The following is a 16,479-nucleotide window of genomic DNA, read 5'->3' as shown; positions in this document are numbered from 1 at the left end:
AATGAGTCCTGTACACTGCACGACCTTGGCAGCCACACATTCCCCCGGCTGCGCTCCCGATCCTGGATTTTCCGGCCATGCAGAAAGAAACCGAAATCAAACTCCGCGTCAGCCGCGAAACCCTCGCCGCCCTGCGCGAGCACCCGCTCCTGAAAAAACGCAACAAAAGTGGCTGGGAACGCCGTGAGTTGATGAATCAATACTTCGACACGCCTGAGCGCGACCTGGCCCGCGCCAAGGTTGCCCTGCGCCTGCGCCGCGATGGCGAAGAAGTGATTCAGACCCTCAAGACGCGCGGCCAGAGCGTCGCCGGTTTGTCCGAACGTAACGAATACGATTGGAACCTGCCCAAAGCCAAGCTCGACGTGAAGAAACTCGACGGTGAATGCTGGCCCGAAGCGCTGGCCGAACTGGACAAGAAAACCCTGAAGCCGATCTTCACCACCGATTTCGTCCGCGAGCGCGCCGAGCTCGCCTGGGGCCGTGGCAAGACCAAAGTGGTCATCGAAGCCGCTCTGGACCTGGGCCACGTGGTGGTCGGCAAACAGAAGGAAGAAATCTGCGAGCTGGAACTGGAACTGCGTGAAGGCGATCCGGCCGCGCTTTTGGAACTGGCCGCCGAACTGGCCGCGACCCTGCCCCTGATGCCGTGTGACATCAGCAAGGCCGAGCGCGGTTATCGCCTGTACGACGCCAACAGCTATTCACTGAGTTTGCCGGCGCCCCAGATCACCGCCGAAACCCCGCTGGACGACGCCTTCGCCGCCCTGAGCTGGCACTTGCTGGGCAGCAGCCAGCGTCTGGCCGAGCAGTATCGCTTCAATGGCCACTGGCGCCTGTTGCAGGACTGGGTCGAAAACCTGGCTGAATTGCGCGCACTGCTGAGCAGCCTCGGCCAGGCGGCACCGCGCCAGTCGACTCACGACTTGCGCGTCGCGCTGGATGCGTTGCTGGAAGACTGGCGCCCGCTGGTTCAGGCCGGTCTGGACGATGAAGACGTGCGTAAAGCCGCGCCTGAGCAGTTCCTTGAAGAGCTCGAAGACCCGCGCTGGGGCCTGTTCTCCCTGACCACTTCGCGCTGGTTGCTGGCCCGCACCTGGGCTGCCGATCGTAACGTGCGCGGCAATCGCCAGGGCGCGGCGCAACTGGGCAGCTGGTTGCCACGCCTGCTGGGCGAGGAAGCCACCTCGCTGCAATTGCAGCGTTACCAGCAACAACCGGAAGACCTGGCCGAGCAATTGCCGCGTATCGAACGCATCCAGGCCTGGCTGCACCACGCCCGCAGCGTGCTGGACATCCCGGAAATGGATCGCCTGTACGGCGAGCTGAAACAGCTTGCTCTGCTTGCTAACGAGCCGATTACCGATGAATCCCTGGATGCGCGTAAGCAGCAGGCGATTGCGGTGTATCAGAATCGTGCCTGGAAGATGCTGCTGCGTATGTAAGCCCTGTGGCGAGGGGATTTATCCCCGTTGGACTGCGCAGCAGGCCCGTTTTTGGGGCCGCTTCGCTGCCCAACGGGGATAAATCCCCTCGCCACAAAATCATCCGTCACACACATCAGCGCAACACCGGCAAACTCGTCGTGGATTTGATTTCCGACAACGCCACAATCGAGTTCACCTCCTGTATACCCGGCACCATCGACAGCTTTTCGAAAAAAAACCGCTCATACGCCTCAATGTCCGCCGTCACAATCCGCAGCAAGAAATCCACCGATCCCATCAACACATAACACTCCAGCACTTCGGGAAAGCCGCGAATCGCCTCGGTAAACTCAGTGAAGTTCGAACGCCCGTGCGCGTTGAGTTTGATCTCCGCAAAGATCTGCGTGTTAAGGCCGATTTTCTTCCGGTCAAGCAGCGTCACCTGACCGCGAATGATCCCCTCCTCCTTCATCCGCTGAATCCGCCGCCAACAGGGCGATTGCGAGAGCCCCACCTGTTCGGCGATCTGCGCGCTGGAGAGGGAAGCGTCTTCTTGCAGCAATGCGAGAATCTTTCGGTCGTAGCCATCCAGCTCGCTGTGCATAAAAAAACCTTCAAATAATGACTTATTGAATAGTGCGATTCGATAAATCGCCAATAAGGCCCATCATAGATAAGAAATACCCCCGACCGAATGTAAAAATTCCTCCAATGATTTTGGAGGCTAACCATGCCGCATCTAGAAGCCGTGAATACCCCGCCCACCCGCGCCGATGTCTGGAACGTCAGCAACGCTCACTGCCGCGCTTACTACCAAGTGCTCGCCGAGGCTGAGCCCGATTTGTTGTGCCGGGCGCTCAACTTGTTTGCCTTGCAATGCCTGACGCCGCAGCAGGTCAACGTCCAGCGGATGGAAGACCTGATGTCGATTGACATCGTTATGGACGGTCTGAGCTGGCACCGTGCCCAACTGATCGCGGACAAATTACGCAACCTGATCAGCGTCTGTTCAGTGGCGGTGCAACCTGCCGATGCGGCGTGGGATGAGCCGGCTCAGGCAGCAGGCTGAAAAAACTCGACACGGCTTCGTCGGGTAGTGGCCCAACGGTCGGCGGGTCCGCGACTATCCTTTGCGAACTGTTGTTCTTGAGGAGCCCGCATGTCCGTTCAACTTGCCATTCAGGACCGCTGGCTGGATCTCAATGATTTGCTGCGTGAGCTGGTCGCCCAGGGTTTTATCAGCCAGGATTCGGCCGAACACGCGCTCAATGCCCGACGCCGTCACGCCGCCAATGGCCAGATGCACCCGCTGGAATTTATCGCCAGCCAACACCTGGAAGACCTCAGCCGTCCCGGCAAACACGTCGATCTGGAAAGCCTGACGCTGTGGCTGTCGCAGCAGGCCGGCCAGCCTTACTTGCGCATCGACCCGCTGAAAATCAACGTCGCGGCCATCACCCCGCTGATGTCCTACGCCTTCGCCCAGCGCCACAAGATTCTCGCGGTGTCCATCGACCGTGACGCGGTCACCGTGGCCAGCGCCCAGCCTTACGTCAATGGTTGGGAAGCCGACCTGACCCATGTGCTAAAGCTGCCGATCAAGCGTGTGGTGGCCAATCCCGTGGACATCCAGCGCTTCAGCGTGGAGTTCTTCCGCTTGGCCAAATCGGTCACCGGCGCGAACAACAACGATCAACAGATGAATACGCTGGGCAACTTTGAACAGTTGCTCAACCTCGGTGCCAGCGACCAGGAACCGGACGCCAACGACGCGCACATCGTCAACATCGTCGACTGGCTGTTCCAGTACGCGTTCCAGCAACGCGCCAGCGATATCCACATCGAACCCCGCCGCGAGCAAGGCACGGTGCGTTTTCGCATCGACGGCGTGCTGCACAACGTCTATCAATTTCCGCCGCAGGTCACCATGGCGATTGTCAGTCGCCTGAAAAGCCTGGGGCGGATGAACGTCGCGGAAAAACGCAAACCCCAGGACGGCCGGGTGAAAACCAAAACCCCGGACGGCGGCGAAGTCGAACTGCGCCTGTCGACATTGCCCACTGCATTTGGCGAAAAAATGGTCATGCGGATCTTCGACCCGGAGGTGCTACTCAAGGATTTCGACCAGCTTGGGTTTTCGGTCGAGGACCTGCGCCGCTGGCAGGACATGACGAGCCAACCCAACGGCATTATCCTTGTGACCGGCCCTACGGGTTCCGGAAAAACCACCACGCTCTACACCACCCTGAAGAAACTGGCGACTTCGGAGGTCAACCTCTGCACCATCGAAGACCCGATCGAAATGGTCGAGCCGGCGTTCAACCAGATGCAGGTCCAGCACAACATCGACCTGACATTCGCCGCCGGTGTGCGTGCGCTGATGCGACAGGATCCGGACATCATCATGATCGGCGAGATCCGCGACCTCGAAACCGCAGAAATGGCCATCCAGGCCGCGCTCACCGGCCACCTGGTGCTGTCGACGCTCCACACCAACGATGCGCCCAGCGCGATCAGCCGCCTGCTGGAACTGGGCGTCCCGCATTACCTGATCAAAGCCACGGTGCTCGGGGTAATGGCCCAACGGCTGGTCCGCACCTTGTGCCCGCACTGCAAGGCGCCGCTGACGCTGGGCGAAGAGGACTGGCAAACCCTGACCAAACCCTGGCAAGCGCCGCTACCCACCCATGCCCAACGCGCCATCGGTTGCCTGGAATGCCGCGACACCGGCTACCGAGGTCGCGCCGGGGTTTACGAAATCATGCAGCTGACAGATGGCGTCAAGGCGCTGATCAACCCGGATACCGATTTGCTGGCGATCCGACGCCAGGCCTTCAAGGAAGGCATGCGCAGTTTGCGGTTATCCGGTGCGCAGAAAGTGGCGGCCGGGTTGACCACTCTCGAGGAAGTGTTGCGGGTGACGCCGCAGAGCGAGCAGAAATGAACCCTTTTGTGTCTCTTGATGATGCAAGGGCCGACTAACAGTTCTTATCCCCCACCCGCGCCGCTACACTCCTGCGATCGCAACTTCATTGATCAACAGGGAATCGTTATGCAGATCGGTAGCGTGCTTTTACTGTTTGTCGGCCTCGTGGTCGCCATTCTGTTCATGGGCTTCAAGGTTGTGCCTCAGGGTTACCAGTGGACGGTCGAGCGTTTTGGCCGTTACACCAACACCCTGAAGCCAGGCCTGAATATCATCATTCCGGTCATGGACCGCATCGGTCGCAAGATCAACGTGATGGAAAGCGTGCTGGACATTCCGCCCCAGGAAGTCATCACCGCCGACAACGCCACCGTGCAGATCGACGCCGTGTGCTTCTTCCAGGTGGTCAACACCGCACAGGCCGCCTACGAGGTGAACAACCTCGAACATGCCATCCGCAACCTGCTGCAAACCAACATCCGTACCGTGCTCGGTTCGATGGAACTGGACGCGATGCTCAGCCAGCGTGACGGGATCAACGAAAAACTGCTGCGCACCGTCGACGAAGCCACGGCGCCGTGGGGCATCAAGATCACCCGGATCGAGATCAAGGACATCAGCCCTCCGGCTGACTTGATGGCCGCGATGTCGGGGCAAATGAAAGCCGAGCGGATCAAGCGCGCACAAATCCTTGAAGCCGAAGGCCTGCGAGCCGCCGCGATCCTGACGGCCGAAGGCAAGAAGCAGGCGCAGATTCTGGAGGCCGAAGGGGGTCGTCAAGCGGCGTTCCTCGAAGCGGAAGCCCGTGAACGGCAAGCCGAAGCTGAAGCCCAGGCGACCAAAGTGGTGTCCGAAGCCATCGCGGGCGGCAACGTGCAAGCGGTCAACTATTTCGTCGCGCAGAAGTACATCGATGCGCTGGGCAAACTGGCCTCGGCCAACAACAGTAAAGTGATTCTGATGCCGCTCGAGGCCAGCTCGATGATCGGCGCGGTCGGCGGCATCGGCGAAATCGTCAAGGCCACGTTCGATAACAAGAAAGCCTGAGGCACATTATGTGGGCATTTCTGCAGCATTTATCATTCTGGGACTGGCTGGCGCTGGGCACCGTGCTGCTGATTCTCGAAGTGTTCGGTGCCGGTGGTTATCTGCTGTGGATCGGCATGGCCGCCGCAGCCGTTGGCGTCCTGACCTTTGCAGTGCCGGACATGTCCTGGGAATTGCAGTTTCTGCTGTTCGGCCTGCTCTCGATCGCGACTGCCTTGTACTGGTGGAGACGCCAGCGCAGCGCGGTGCGCCAGAGTGACGAGCCCAATCTCAATCTGCGGGGCCAGGAATTGATCGGCAAAACCTTCGTGGTGCATGAAGCGATTGTCGACGGTCGCGGCAAGATCAAGGTCGCCGACGGTGTGTGGATGGCCCGAGGTCCAGACGCAGCACTCGGTAGCCGCGTCAGGGTGATCGGGCAGCAAGGGGCCATTTTGCTGGTCGAACCGGCGCAGTGAGCGGTGATGGAACTCGGCTGGGGGATTGGCAATCAAAGGCCGTAGTTAACCCTGTGGAGTCACCCAATCATGCGTTTCAAACTTGCTATCGCTACCGTCGCCCTGTTGTCCCTTCCAGTCGGTTCGGCGATGGCCGATACCTTTTGGCGTAACGTCTTATCCTCCGGTGCCACCACCGGCTCGACCTACCTGACCTCCAGGGATCATAAGCTGATGGTCGCTGCCCAGGACGATGCCAGTAGCTTTGTCGCCACCGATGGCGGCATCCGCGGTCCTTACCTGGAAGCCGCGATGCAGAAAGTCCGCGCCGACAACCCGGGCTTGCAGGCCACGGACATGGAACTGGCGAACGCAATCCTGGCGAAGAATGCCGCCTTGTAGGAGCGAGCTTGCTCGCGATGGTGTGTCAGTCGACGTCAATGTTGCTGACATACCATCGCGAGCAAGCTCGCTCCTACAGGGGGACGTTTGTTTCAGCGGTAATCGTCCACCGGAACACACGCACAAAACAGATTCCGGTCACCGTAAACATTGTCCACCCTATTCACCACCGGCCAATACTTGTGAGCCTTGGTGTGTACATCGGGCGTAACCGCCTGCTCAATGCTATAAGGCCGGTCCCATACGCCGGTGATGTCGGCAAGGGTGTGCGGCGAACGCTTCAGCGGGTTGTCTTCGGCCGGCCAGTTGCCGTTTTGCACCTCGGTGATTTCCGCGCGGATGCTCAGCATCGCCCCGATAAACCGGTCCAGTTCCGCCTTCGATTCACTCTCGGTCGGCTCGACCATCAAAGTGCCCGGCACCGGAAACGACATGGTCGGCGCATGGAAGCCGTAGTCCATCAGGCGCTTGGCAACGTCCTCTTCGCTGATCCCGGTCAGCGCCTTGAGTGGGCGCAGGTCGAGAATGCATTCGTGGGCCACCCGCTCGTTACGCCCGCTGTAGAGCACCGGGAACGCACCGGAAAGGTGCTGCGCCAGGTAATTCGCGGCAAGGATCGCCACTTCGCTGGCATCGGCCAGTTGCGGCCCCATCATGGCGATGTACATCCAGCTGATCGGTAGAATGCTGGCGCTGCCCCAAGGCGCTGCGCTGACGGCGCCGTTCTGCGCCAACGGTCCTTCAATCGGTACTACCGGGTGATTGGCGACGAAGGGTGCCAGATGTGCCCTCACGCCAATCGGCCCCATCCCCGGCCCGCCTCCGCCGTGGGGAATGCAGAACGTCTTGTGCAGGTTCATGTGGGACACGTCGGCGCCAATGTCCGCCGGCCGCGCCAGGCCGACCTGGGCATTGAGGTTGGCGCCATCCATGTACACCTGGCCGCCATGGCTGTGGATAACTTCACAGATTTCGCTGATACCTTCCTCATAGACGCCATGGGTCGAAGGATAAGTCGCCATCAGGCAGGCGAGTTGTTCCCCAGCCTGCGCGGCTTTTTCTTTCAGGTCATCCAGATCGACGTTGCCCGCGTCGTCGCACTCGACGATCACCACCCGCATACCCGCCATTTGCGCCGAAGCCGGGTTGGTGCCGTGGGCCGAGGACGGAATCAGGCAGACATCCCGCGCGCCCTGATGGCGGCTCTCGTGATATTTGCGGATCGCCAGCAACCCGGCGTACTCACCCTGGGCACCGGAATTGGGTTGCATGCAGATCGCATCGAAACCGGTGATCGCGCAGAGCCAGCGCTCCAACTCGTCGATCATCAGCGAATAACCTACCACCTGCTCTTTCGGCACAAACGGGTGCAGATTGGCGAACTGCGGCCAGGTGATCGGGATCATCTCGCTAGTGGCGTTGAGTTTCATGGTGCAGGAGCCCAGCGGGATCATCGACTGGTTGAGCGCCAGGTCCTTGTTCTCCAGTTGCTTGAGGTAGCGCAGCATCTCGGTTTCGCTGTGATGGGCGCTGAACACCGGGTGACGCAGATACGGCGTCGTCCGCAGCAGCCCGCCAGGAATACCGGACACCAGGCTTTCAGCGTCCAGTTCGTCGACGTTCAGTCCATGATCGGCACCGAGGAACACATCGAACAGTTTCGCTACGGTGGCCTCGTCAGAGGTTTCGTCGAGGCTCAGCCCCAGTTGCCCGCGCCCGAGAATGCGCAAGTTGATTTGAGCCGATTGGGCGCTTTCGATGATCGCCGTCTGGGAACCGCCGACCTCCAGAGTCAGCGTGTCGAAAAAGTGTTTATTGAGACGGGTGATGCCGTGGCGCGCCAGGCCCTCGGCGAGGATGCAGGTCAGCCGGTGAACACGCTGGGCAATCCGCTTGAGCCCTTCGGGGCCGTGGTAGACCGCGTAGAAACTGGCGATATTGGCCAGCAGCACCTGAGCGGTACAGATGTTCGAATTGGCCTTCTCCCGGCGGATATGTTGTTCGCGAGTCTGCAGAGCCATGCGCAAGGCGACGTTGCCGCGAGCGTCTTTCGAGACACCGATGATCCGCCCGGGAATCGCCCGTTTGTACTCATCGCGGCTGGCGAAAAACGCCGCATGCGGCCCACCGTAACCCATGGGTACGCCAAACCGCTGGGACGAACCAAATACCACATCGGCGCCCAACTCCCCCGGCGGGGTCAGCAACAGCAGACTCAGCAGGTCAGTCGCAACACAGGCCAGGGCTTGCTGGGCATGCAGGTGATCGATCAATGGGCGAAGGTCGCGGATCTCACCGTGGGTGTCGGGATATTGCAGCAGAGCGCCGAACACCTGGTGCTGTTTCAAGTTATCCACAGCGTCGACGATCAGCTCGAACCCAAACCCTTCAGCCCGGGTCTGCACCACGGAAATGGTTTGCGGATGACAGTTTTCGTCGACGAAGAACAGATTGCTTTTGGACTTGGCGACTCGCTTGGCCAGCGCCATGGCTTCCGCCGCTGCAGTGGCTTCATCCAGCAGCGATGCGTTAGCCAGTTCCAGTCCTGTGAGGTCGATGGTCAACTGCTGGAAGTTCAGCAGCGCTTCGAGCCGACCTTGGGCGATTTCCGGTTGATAAGGTGTGTAGGCGGTGTACCAACCAGGATTTTCCAGCACATTGCGCAGAATAACCGCCGGCGTCAGGGTGCCGTAATAACCCATACCAATCAGGCTGGTCCAGACCTGGTTTTGCTCGGCGTAACCCCGAAGCTTGGCCAGCGCGGCTTCCTCGTCGAGGGCGGGCGGCAGGTCGAGCGCCCGGTTCAGGCGGATTCCCGGCGGCACCGTCTGCTCGATCAGCTCTACCCGGCTGCCGAGGCCGAGGCTGTCGAGCATCGCCTGCTGCTCGGCGGCATCGGGGCCGAGGTGGCGGCGAAGAAAGGCATTGGGGTCGCGTAACTGGCTCAAGGACGGCAACTGGGACATGACGGGCTCTCTCTGGACTGGCGCTCAGCGTCGATGCAACTCGGTCAAAGCAGCATAGCAGTCGATACTCGAGCGGATGACGTGGCGCCGGGAACCAATCCGGATCATCATGCTCGACACTTGCCTAATGTCCGCTGATCGGGTTTTTGAATTCATGAGCCAACTGCCTTTCCTGCCTTTCTCCAAACCAACCATCGACGAAGCCACCATTGCCGCTGTGGGTGATGTATTGCGCTCGGGCTGGATTACCAGCGGCCCCAAGGTCCAGGCCTTTGAAGCGCAACTCTCGGAGTATTTTGGCGGGCGCCCGGTGCGCACCTTCAACTCCGGCACCTGCACCATGGAAATCGCCTTGCGCATTGCCGGTATCGGGCCGGGCGATGAAGTGATCACCACACCGATTTCCTGGGTCGCCACCGCCAACGTCATTCTGGAGGTCGGCGCCACGCCAGTGTTTGCCGACATCGACCCGATGACCCGCAACATCGACCTCGCACAGCTCGAAGCCGCCATCACCCCGCGCACCAAAGCCATTATCCCGGTGTATCTCGCCGGGCTGCCAGTAGACATGACGCACCTGTATGCACTGGCGAAAAAGCACGATCTGCGGGTGGTGGAAGATGCGGCCCAAGCGCTGGGCTCAAGCTGGAACGGCCAGCGCATTGGCTCGACCGGCGACTTCGTGTCCTTCAGTTTCCAGGCGAACAAAAACGTCACCTCGTCAGAGGGCGGTTGCCTGGTATTGAACAATGCCGAGGAAGTGCGATTGGCGGAGAAGTACCGTTTACAGGGCGTCACCCGCAGCGGCTTCGATGGACTGGACGTTGATGTGCTGGGCGGCAAGTTCAACATGACTGATGTGGCAGCGGCCATTGGTCTGGGGCAGTTTGCACACATCGAATCGATCACCGCTCATCGGCGTGAGCTGGCCAGGCACTACTTTGCTTGCTTTGGCGAGGACTTCGAAGCGCAGTACGGGGCTCAACTGCCTCCGGCGGACTTCCAGAACAGCAACTGGCATTTGTTCCAGCTGGTGCTGCCAGAACGTAAGGATGGCCAACCGGCACGGGCCACGTTCATGGAGCAGATGCAGGCATTGGGCATCGGCATCGGTTATCACTACCCGCCGATTCACCTGCTGAGCCTTTACCGTGAACGCGGTTTCAAGGAAGGCATGTTCCCGGTGGCGGAACGGGTGGGTCGCCTGATTGTTTCGTTGCCGATGTTTTCGGCCATGAGCAAAGCGGACGTCGAGCGTTCGGTGGCAGCGGTGAAGGCCGTTCTAAAGCCATAAACCGCCCATATATGTAGGAGCTGCCGAAGGCTGCGATCTTTTGATTTTCGTTCCCAAGATCAAAAGATCGCAGCCTGCGGCAGCTCCTACATGGGCGAGGATTACTCGCCGATGGCGGCCTTGTAACCCGCCGCATCGAGCAGCTTGTCCAGGTCAGCCGTGTTGCTTGGCTTGAGCTTGAAGATCCAGGCGCCGTACGGGTCGGTGTTGAGCAGTTCTGGCGAACCGCTCAGGTCTTCGTTGATCGCAATCACTTCACCGGCCACCGGGGAATAGATATCCGAAGCGGCTTTAACCGACTCCACCACACCGGATTGATCACCGGCAGCGAAGACTTTTCCGACTTCGGTCAGTTCAACGAACACCACGTCGCCCAAGGCTTCCTGAGCGTGATCGCTGATGCCCACCGTGACGGTGCCATCGGCTTCCAGACGAGCCCATTCGTGACTTTCGGCAAAACGCAGGCCGGCAGGGATATCGCTCATGTTCTGTGTCCTCAAGAAAAATGTCAGCGGTCGTAGCCCGCCAAAAAAGGTTAGATCAAGGTTTTGCCATGGCGGACGAAGGTCGGTTTGACCACTCGGACCGGGTACCACTTGCCACGGATTTCCACTTCAGCGCGGTCGGCAGTTGCCATCGGCACGCGCGCCAGTGCTATCGACTTGCTAAGCGTAGGAGAGAAACTACCACTGGTGATCTCCCCTTCGCCAACATTGGCGATGCGGACCACTTGATGAGCGCGTAAAACCCCGCGCTCCTCAAGGACCAGACCCACCAGTTTGTGTTGTATGCCGTTAGTCCTTTCGGCTTCAAGAGCGTCGCGGCCAATGAACTGACGAGTGGCCGGTTCCCAGGCAATGCTCCAGGCCATGTTGGAGGCCAGCGGTGAAACGTCTTGATGAATGTCCTGACCGTAAAGGTTCATGCCGGCTTCGACACGCAGGGTGTCTCGAGCACCAAGACCGATTGGGGAGATGCCCGCCCCCACCAGATCGTTGAAAAATCCCGGTGCCTGATTGGCCGGCAGAATGATTTCCAGACCATCTTCGCCGGTGTAACCGGTACGCGCGATGAACCAGTCACCGTCGGGCTGGCCTTCAAAAGGCTTGAGCAGCTGGATCAGGTTGCCACGGGATTGGGTGACGAGTTCGCAGATTTTGTGCCGGGCCAGAGGCCCTTGAATGGCCAACATCGCCAATTCGGAGCGTTCATGCAGCTGCACATCGAAACCATCGAGGTGGGCCTGCATCCACGCCAGATCCTGATTGCGGGTTGAGGCGTTGACCACCAGGCGATAGCCGTCGTCGAGACGATAGACAATCATGTCGTCGACGATGCCGCCGCGCTCATTGAGCATGGTGCTGTACAAGGCACGGCCAGAGCTGTGCAGGCGCTCGACGTCATTGGCCAGCAAATGCTGAAGCCAGGCCTTGGCCTGGGGGCCGCTGATATCGATCACGGTCATGTGGGATACATCGAAAACCCCGCAATCACGGCGCACCTGATGGTGTTCCTCGACCTGCGAGCCGTAATGCAGAGGCATATCCCAACCGCCAAAATCGACCATCTTCGCGCCGAGGGCGAGATGAAGGTCATACAGAGGCGTACGCTGTCCCATGGGTTTCTCCTTCCGGGCGTGGCGAAGGTGCGGGCAGGTGCTGCACGGGGTGAACGCCTTGAAATTGAAGGCTTTCAGCCGATTTTAGCTACCAGGTCTGTCAGACGGACCGCACCGAATGCCGCGCATTGTAGCCGCAAGGTGTAGGACTGGCACCTAGGCGTTTTGATGCGCTGAACGTCGAATCAATCCGATGACCGGTAAAAGCCCCACCAATACCAGGGTCAGTGCCGGCAACGACGCCCGCGCCCACTCGCCTTCGCTGGTCATTTCAAAGATCCGCACAGCCAGCGTGTCCCAGCCAAACGGGCGCATCAGCAGGGTGGCGGGCATTTCCTTGAGCACGTCGACGAACACCAGCAACGCAGCGCTCAACGTGCCCGGCAGCAAAAGCGGCAGATACACTTTGAAAAACAGTCGTGGCCCACTGACGCCAAGACTACGTGCTGCTTCGGGCAAAGAGGGCCGTATTCGCGCCAGACTGCTTTCCAGCGGCCCATACGCAACCGCGATAAAACGCACCAGGTAAGCCAGCAACAACGCTGAGAGGCTGCCCAGTAGTAACGGTTTACCAGCACCACCCAGCCAACCCGACACTGGGATGACCAGTTCGCGGTCCAGGTAACTGAAGGCCAGCATGATCGACACCGCCAGCACCGAGCCTGGCAAGGCGTACCCGAGGTTGGCCAGGCTGACACTGGAACGGATCGCCCGGGTCGGCGCCAGACGTCGGGCAAACGCCAGCACCAGGGCAACACTGACGGTGATCAGCGCCGCCATGCCGCCCAGGTATAAGGTGTGGATGATCAGTCCGCTGTAACGCTCATCCAGATCGAAGCGCCCCCGCTGCCAGAACCACACCACCAATTGCAGCATCGGAATGACGAAGGCGCAGGCGAACACCAGACCACACCAACTCATGGCCGCCAGCGCTTTGAATCCCCGCAGGTGATACAGCGCCTTGATCCGTGGTCGTTCGTTGCTGACACGGCTGGCACCCCGGGCGCGGCGCTCGCCGTACAGCACAACCATGACCACCAACAGCAGCAGGCTGGCCAGTTGCGCCGCGGTTGAAAGGCTGAAAAAGCCGTACCAGGTTTTGTAGATAGCGGTCGTGAACGTGTCGAAGTTGAACACCGACACCGCACCGAAATCCGCAAGGGTTTCCATCAGCGCCAACGCCACGCCCGCGCCGATGGCCGGGCGCGCCATGGGCAAGGCAACTCGCCAGAATGCCTGCCATGGGGATTGCCCCAAGACGCGCGCCGCTTCCATCAGGCCTTTGCCCTGAGCGAGGAACGCAGTGCGCGCCAACAGGTAAACGTAGGGATAAAAGACCAGCACCAAAACGAGAATAACGCCACCGGTAGATCGCACTCGCGGCAACCGCAGGCCGGTGCCAAACCATTCGCGCATCAAGGTTTGCACGGGGCCTGCGAAATCCAGCAGTCCGACGAAGACAAAGGCCAGCACGTAGGCTGGAATCGCGAAGGGCAGCATCAGCGCCCAGTCCAGCCAGCGCCGACCAGGGAATTCACAGAGGCTGGTGAGCCAGGCCAGGCTGACGCCCAAGAGCGTTACGCCGACGCCGACGCCGAGCACCAGCGTCAGGGTATTGCCCAGCAGGCGTGGCATCTGGGTGCCCCAGAGGTGGGACCAGATTTGATAGTCGATGGTTTGCCAGGAGAGCAGCAAGACGCTAAGCGGCAGCAGGACCAGCGCAGCGATGGCGAAGACCAAGGGATACCAGCGGCGTTGGGCGGGGTGGGCCAAGGAAAACTCTCTAAGGAACATCAGCGGAATCTACGTCAAACGCAAAAGATCGCAGCCTGCGGCAGCTCCTACAGGGTGTTCACCCTCCCAATGTAGGAGCTGCCGCAGGTTCGGTGCCGCGTTCGGACGATCTTTTGATCTTTAGTTCCAGCCCGCCCGATCCATCATGCGAATCGCTTCAGCCTGACGCTTGCCAGCAATTTCCACTGGCAGTGTATCGGCCACAAATTTGCCCCAACTCGCCACTTCAGCGGAGGGCTGAACAGCAGGGTTGGCGGGGAACTCCTGGTTCACGTCAGCGAATATCTTCTGCGCTTCAGGAGTGGTCATCCACTCAACCAGTGCCTTGGCTGCTTCCGGGTGCGGCGCGTGCCTGGTCAGGCCGATGCCCGACAAATTGACGTGCACGCCACGGTCGCCCTGGTTCGGCCAGAACAGCTTCACGCCCAAATCAGGTTTCTGCTTGTGTAGACGGCCGTAGTAGTACGTGTTGACGATGCCGACGTCGCACTGACCCGCGTTGATCGCTTCCAGTACCGCGATGTCATCGGAGAATACGTCGGTGGACAGGTTACTCACCCAGCCCTTGAGAATTTGCTCGGTTTTGTCGGCGCCATGCACTTCGATCATGGTGGCCGTCAGGGACTGGTTGTAGACCTTCTTCGCCGTGCGCAGACACAAGCGGCCTTCCCAGTTCTTGTCGGCCAGCCCTTCATAAGTGGTCAGCTCGCCCGGCTTCACCCGAGCAGTGGAATAAGCGATGGTCCGCGCCCGCAGGCTCAGACCGGTCCAGGCGTGAGAAGAAGCGCGGTACTGCAACGGAATGTTGGCATCAATGGTTTTCGAGGTGAACGGTTGCAGGATGCCCATCTGCTCGGCTTGCCAGAGGTTGCCGGCGTCGACGGTCAGCAGCAAATCGGCGGTGGCGTTTTCGCCCTCGGCCTTGATGCGCTGCATCAGCGGCGCTTCCTTGTCAGTGATGAACTTGACCTGCACGCCGGTTTTCGCGGTGTAGGCATCGAAGACCGGTTTGATCAGCTCGTCGATACGCGAAGAGTAAACCACCACCTCGTCGGCAGCCTGGGCGGCGGTAATGCCAGTCAGGGTCAGGGCGAGGGCGGTCAGTAGACGCTTCGGTGCCAGCATGGGAGCGGTCTCTCGATTGAAAAAGTGAGGCCAAATGATAAAGACTCACATTTAGCTTCTCAATCGAACAGTTCGCGGAGGAGTTACCAGATGTTGCACAGGTTGAGAGTTGCGGTGGATGTACCGACGCCTTCGCGAGCAAGCCCGCTCCCACATTTGGATGCATTTCAAATGTGGGAGCGGGCTTGCTCGCGAAGAGGCCATAAGCCGCAAGGACGATGTCAGGCCTTGGCCAGTGCCGGCAAATCCCCGGTCAGCCCAAGCGCTTCACGCACAAACAACGCCTTGGCCTCCGGCAATTGATCAACCATCTTCAACCCGGCGTTACGCAACCAGCGCACCGGCAACGGATCCGCCTGGAACAAGCGCTCGAAGCCCTCCATCGCCGCCATCAACGCGAGGTTATGCGGCATGCGCCGACGCTCGTAACGGCTGAGCACTTTCACATCCGCTAACCGCTCGCCACGCGCCGACGCTTGCAGCAGCACTTCGGCCAACACGGCGGCATCGAGAAAGCCGAGGTTCACGCCCTGCCCGGCCAATGGGTGAATGGTGTGCGCCGCATCGCCGATCAACGCCAGCCCCTGCGCCACATAACGCTTGGCATGGCGCTGACGCAGCGGCACGCACAGGCGCGGGTCGGCGCTGAGCACCGTGCCGAGCCGGCCTTCGAAGGCCCGCTCCAGTTCGTGACAGAAGCCTTTGTCATCCAGCGCCATCAGGCGCTCGGCTTCGCTCGGTGTGGTCGACCAGACGATCGAACACCAATCCTGTTGGCCCTCGCGCTCCAGCGGCAGAAACGCCAATGGACCGTTGTCGGTGAAGCGCTGCCACGCGGTCATTTGATGAGGTTTGGAGCTGCGCACACTGGTGACGATGGCGTGGTGCAGATAATCCCACTCGCGCGTCGCAACACCGGTCAGGCGCCGTACTGCCGAGTTGGCGCCGTCCGCCGCGATCACCAACGGCGCCCGCAAGGTCCGGCCATCCGCCAGGGTCAGCAGCCAGTCGTCACCCGAGCGACGCATCTGTTCCAGCCGCGCATTGGCCAGCATCCCGAGGTCGCAGTCGTGCAAACGGTCGAGCAAGGCATCCTGAACCACACGGTTCTCGACAATATGCCCCAGCACTTCAGCGTGCACGCTGGCCGCCGAGAAATGGATTTGCCCGGTGCCGCTGCCATCCCAGACCTGCATGTCGGTGTAAGGGCTACTGCGCCGCTTGGCAATGCCATCCCAAACGCCCAGACGTTCCAGAATCCGCTGACTGGCCGCCGACAAGGCGCTCACCCGCGGCTCGAACGTGGCCTGAGTATCGAAGGGTTTGACGCTCAGGGGGCTGCCGTCCAGCAGCAGGACTTCCAGCCCACTGTCCTGCAACGCCAGCGCCAGGGCACTGCCGACCATTCCGGCCCCGACAATCAGCAGATCTGCGCGCATTTCC

At 60.3% G+C, this 16,479-nt stretch carries 14 protein-coding genes; 7 read left to right on the top strand and 7 right to left on the bottom strand.

The window, feature by feature from the left end; all coding sequences use genetic code 11:
- Positions 1 to 77: 77 nt before the first annotated feature.
- A complete protein-coding gene (locus JFU37_RS13640) occupies positions 78 to 1,445 on the top strand; it encodes a CYTH domain-containing protein (RefSeq protein WP_201115767.1) in 1,368 nt (455 codons plus the stop codon).
- A gap of 115 nt (positions 1,446 to 1,560) precedes the next feature.
- On the opposite strand, the gene JFU37_RS13635 is transcribed toward JFU37_RS13640, so the two are convergent.
- Positions 1,561 to 2,031: an Lrp/AsnC family transcriptional regulator gene (locus JFU37_RS13635; protein ID WP_018927598.1), complete on the bottom strand. Its 471-nt coding sequence runs from the start codon at positions 2,029 to 2,031 to the stop codon at positions 1,561 to 1,563.
- Between the two features lie 126 nt (positions 2,032 to 2,157).
- Between JFU37_RS13635 and JFU37_RS13630 the strand changes: the two genes are divergently transcribed.
- The 5 genes from JFU37_RS13630 (at position 2,158) to JFU37_RS13610 (ending at position 6,239) form a co-directional block, all read left to right on the top strand.
- Positions 2,158 to 2,496: a hypothetical protein gene (locus tag JFU37_RS13630; RefSeq protein ID WP_201115766.1), complete on the top strand. Its 339-nt coding sequence runs from the start codon at positions 2,158 to 2,160 to the stop codon at positions 2,494 to 2,496.
- 90 nt (positions 2,497 to 2,586) lie between these two features.
- Entirely contained in the window at positions 2,587 to 4,371 is a 1,785-nt protein-coding gene (locus JFU37_RS13625; protein WP_201115765.1) for a GspE/PulE family protein, read from the top strand.
- 108 nt (positions 4,372 to 4,479) lie between these two features.
- Complete coding sequence (locus JFU37_RS13620; protein WP_008150402.1) at positions 4,480 to 5,400, top strand: SPFH domain-containing protein; 921 nt, start codon at positions 4,480 to 4,482, stop codon at positions 5,398 to 5,400.
- Positions 5,401 to 5,408: 8 nt separating this feature from the next.
- The gene (locus JFU37_RS13615) at positions 5,409 to 5,858 is read left to right on the top strand and encodes an NfeD family protein (RefSeq protein ID WP_201115764.1); all 450 of its coding nucleotides are present in this window, start codon (positions 5,409 to 5,411) and stop codon (positions 5,856 to 5,858) included.
- 69 nt (positions 5,859 to 5,927) lie between these two features.
- Positions 5,928 to 6,239: a DUF2388 domain-containing protein gene (locus tag JFU37_RS13610; protein ID WP_201115763.1), complete on the top strand. Its 312-nt coding sequence runs from the start codon at positions 5,928 to 5,930 to the stop codon at positions 6,237 to 6,239.
- 92 nt (positions 6,240 to 6,331) lie between these two features.
- On the opposite strand, the gene gcvP is transcribed toward JFU37_RS13610, so the two are convergent.
- Positions 6,332 to 9,205: an aminomethyl-transferring glycine dehydrogenase gene (gene gcvP, locus JFU37_RS13605; RefSeq protein ID WP_201115762.1), complete on the bottom strand. Its 2,874-nt coding sequence runs from the start codon at positions 9,203 to 9,205 to the stop codon at positions 6,332 to 6,334.
- 154 nt (positions 9,206 to 9,359) lie between these two features.
- On the opposite strand from gcvP, the gene JFU37_RS13600 reads away from it, so the two are divergent.
- Positions 9,360 to 10,499, top strand: coding sequence for a DegT/DnrJ/EryC1/StrS family aminotransferase (locus JFU37_RS13600; protein ID WP_201115761.1), 1,140 nt, complete (start codon positions 9,360 to 9,362; stop codon positions 10,497 to 10,499).
- 101 nt (positions 10,500 to 10,600) lie between these two features.
- Here the strand turns inward: JFU37_RS13600 and gcvH are convergent, their stop codons facing one another.
- The 5 genes from gcvH to JFU37_RS13575 all read right to left on the bottom strand — a co-directional run bounded on the left by gcvH (position 10,601) and on the right by JFU37_RS13575 (position 16,475).
- Positions 10,601 to 10,984 carry a glycine cleavage system protein GcvH gene (gcvH, locus tag JFU37_RS13595; protein WP_201115760.1) on the bottom strand — a complete coding sequence of 128 codons (384 nt, stop codon included), beginning with the start codon at positions 10,982 to 10,984 and terminating at the stop codon, positions 10,601 to 10,603.
- 50 nt (positions 10,985 to 11,034) lie between these two features.
- Entirely contained in the window at positions 11,035 to 12,117 is a 1,083-nt protein-coding gene (gcvT, locus tag JFU37_RS13590) for a glycine cleavage system aminomethyltransferase GcvT (RefSeq protein ID WP_201115759.1), read from the bottom strand.
- A 156-nt stretch (positions 12,118 to 12,273) separates the two neighbouring features.
- Positions 12,274 to 13,890, bottom strand: a complete 1,617-nt coding sequence (locus JFU37_RS13585) for an ABC transporter permease (protein ID WP_201115758.1) — start codon at positions 13,888 to 13,890, stop codon at positions 12,274 to 12,276.
- A 141-nt stretch (positions 13,891 to 14,031) separates the two neighbouring features.
- Positions 14,032 to 15,036, bottom strand: coding sequence for an extracellular solute-binding protein (locus tag JFU37_RS13580; protein WP_201115757.1), 1,005 nt, complete (start codon positions 15,034 to 15,036; stop codon positions 14,032 to 14,034).
- A 221-nt stretch (positions 15,037 to 15,257) separates the two neighbouring features.
- Positions 15,258 to 16,475 (bottom strand): 2-octaprenyl-3-methyl-6-methoxy-1,4-benzoquinol hydroxylase, encoded by a 1,218-nt coding sequence (locus JFU37_RS13575; protein ID WP_201116493.1) that lies wholly within the window; start codon positions 16,473 to 16,475, stop codon positions 15,258 to 15,260.
- Positions 16,476 to 16,479: the final 4 nt, after the last annotated feature.

This window comes from Pseudomonas sp. TH41, assembly GCF_016650695.1.
In the GTDB taxonomy this organism is placed as follows: Bacteria; Pseudomonadota; Gammaproteobacteria; order Pseudomonadales; family Pseudomonadaceae; genus Aquipseudomonas.
This window is presented reverse-complemented; position numbering and strand designations above follow the sequence as displayed.

Coding starts and splice junctions, on each gene's coding strand:
- JFU37_RS13640 (WP_201115767.1), top strand. CDS start 78: ATGCAGAAAGAAACCGAAATCAAACTCCGCGTCAGCCGCGAAACCCTC.
- JFU37_RS13635 (WP_018927598.1), bottom strand. CDS start 2,031: ATGCACAGCGAGCTGGATGGCTACGACCGAAAGATTCTCGCATTGCTG.
- JFU37_RS13630 (WP_201115766.1), top strand. CDS start 2,158: ATGCCGCATCTAGAAGCCGTGAATACCCCGCCCACCCGCGCCGATGTC.
- JFU37_RS13625 (WP_201115765.1), top strand. CDS start 2,587: ATGTCCGTTCAACTTGCCATTCAGGACCGCTGGCTGGATCTCAATGAT.
- JFU37_RS13620 (WP_008150402.1), top strand. CDS start 4,480: ATGCAGATCGGTAGCGTGCTTTTACTGTTTGTCGGCCTCGTGGTCGCC.
- JFU37_RS13615 (WP_201115764.1), top strand. CDS start 5,409: ATGTGGGCATTTCTGCAGCATTTATCATTCTGGGACTGGCTGGCGCTG.
- JFU37_RS13610 (WP_201115763.1), top strand. CDS start 5,928: ATGCGTTTCAAACTTGCTATCGCTACCGTCGCCCTGTTGTCCCTTCCA.
- gcvP (WP_201115762.1), bottom strand. CDS start 9,205: ATGTCCCAGTTGCCGTCCTTGAGCCAGTTACGCGACCCCAATGCCTTT.
- JFU37_RS13600 (WP_201115761.1), top strand. CDS start 9,360: ATGAGCCAACTGCCTTTCCTGCCTTTCTCCAAACCAACCATCGACGAA.
- gcvH (WP_201115760.1), bottom strand. CDS start 10,984: ATGAGCGATATCCCTGCCGGCCTGCGTTTTGCCGAAAGTCACGAATGG.
- gcvT (WP_201115759.1), bottom strand. CDS start 12,117: ATGGGACAGCGTACGCCTCTGTATGACCTTCATCTCGCCCTCGGCGCG.
- JFU37_RS13580 (WP_201115757.1), bottom strand. CDS start 15,036: ATGCTGGCACCGAAGCGTCTACTGACCGCCCTCGCCCTGACCCTGACT.
- JFU37_RS13575 (WP_201116493.1), bottom strand. CDS start 16,475: ATGCGCGCAGATCTGCTGATTGTCGGGGCCGGAATGGTCGGCAGTGCC.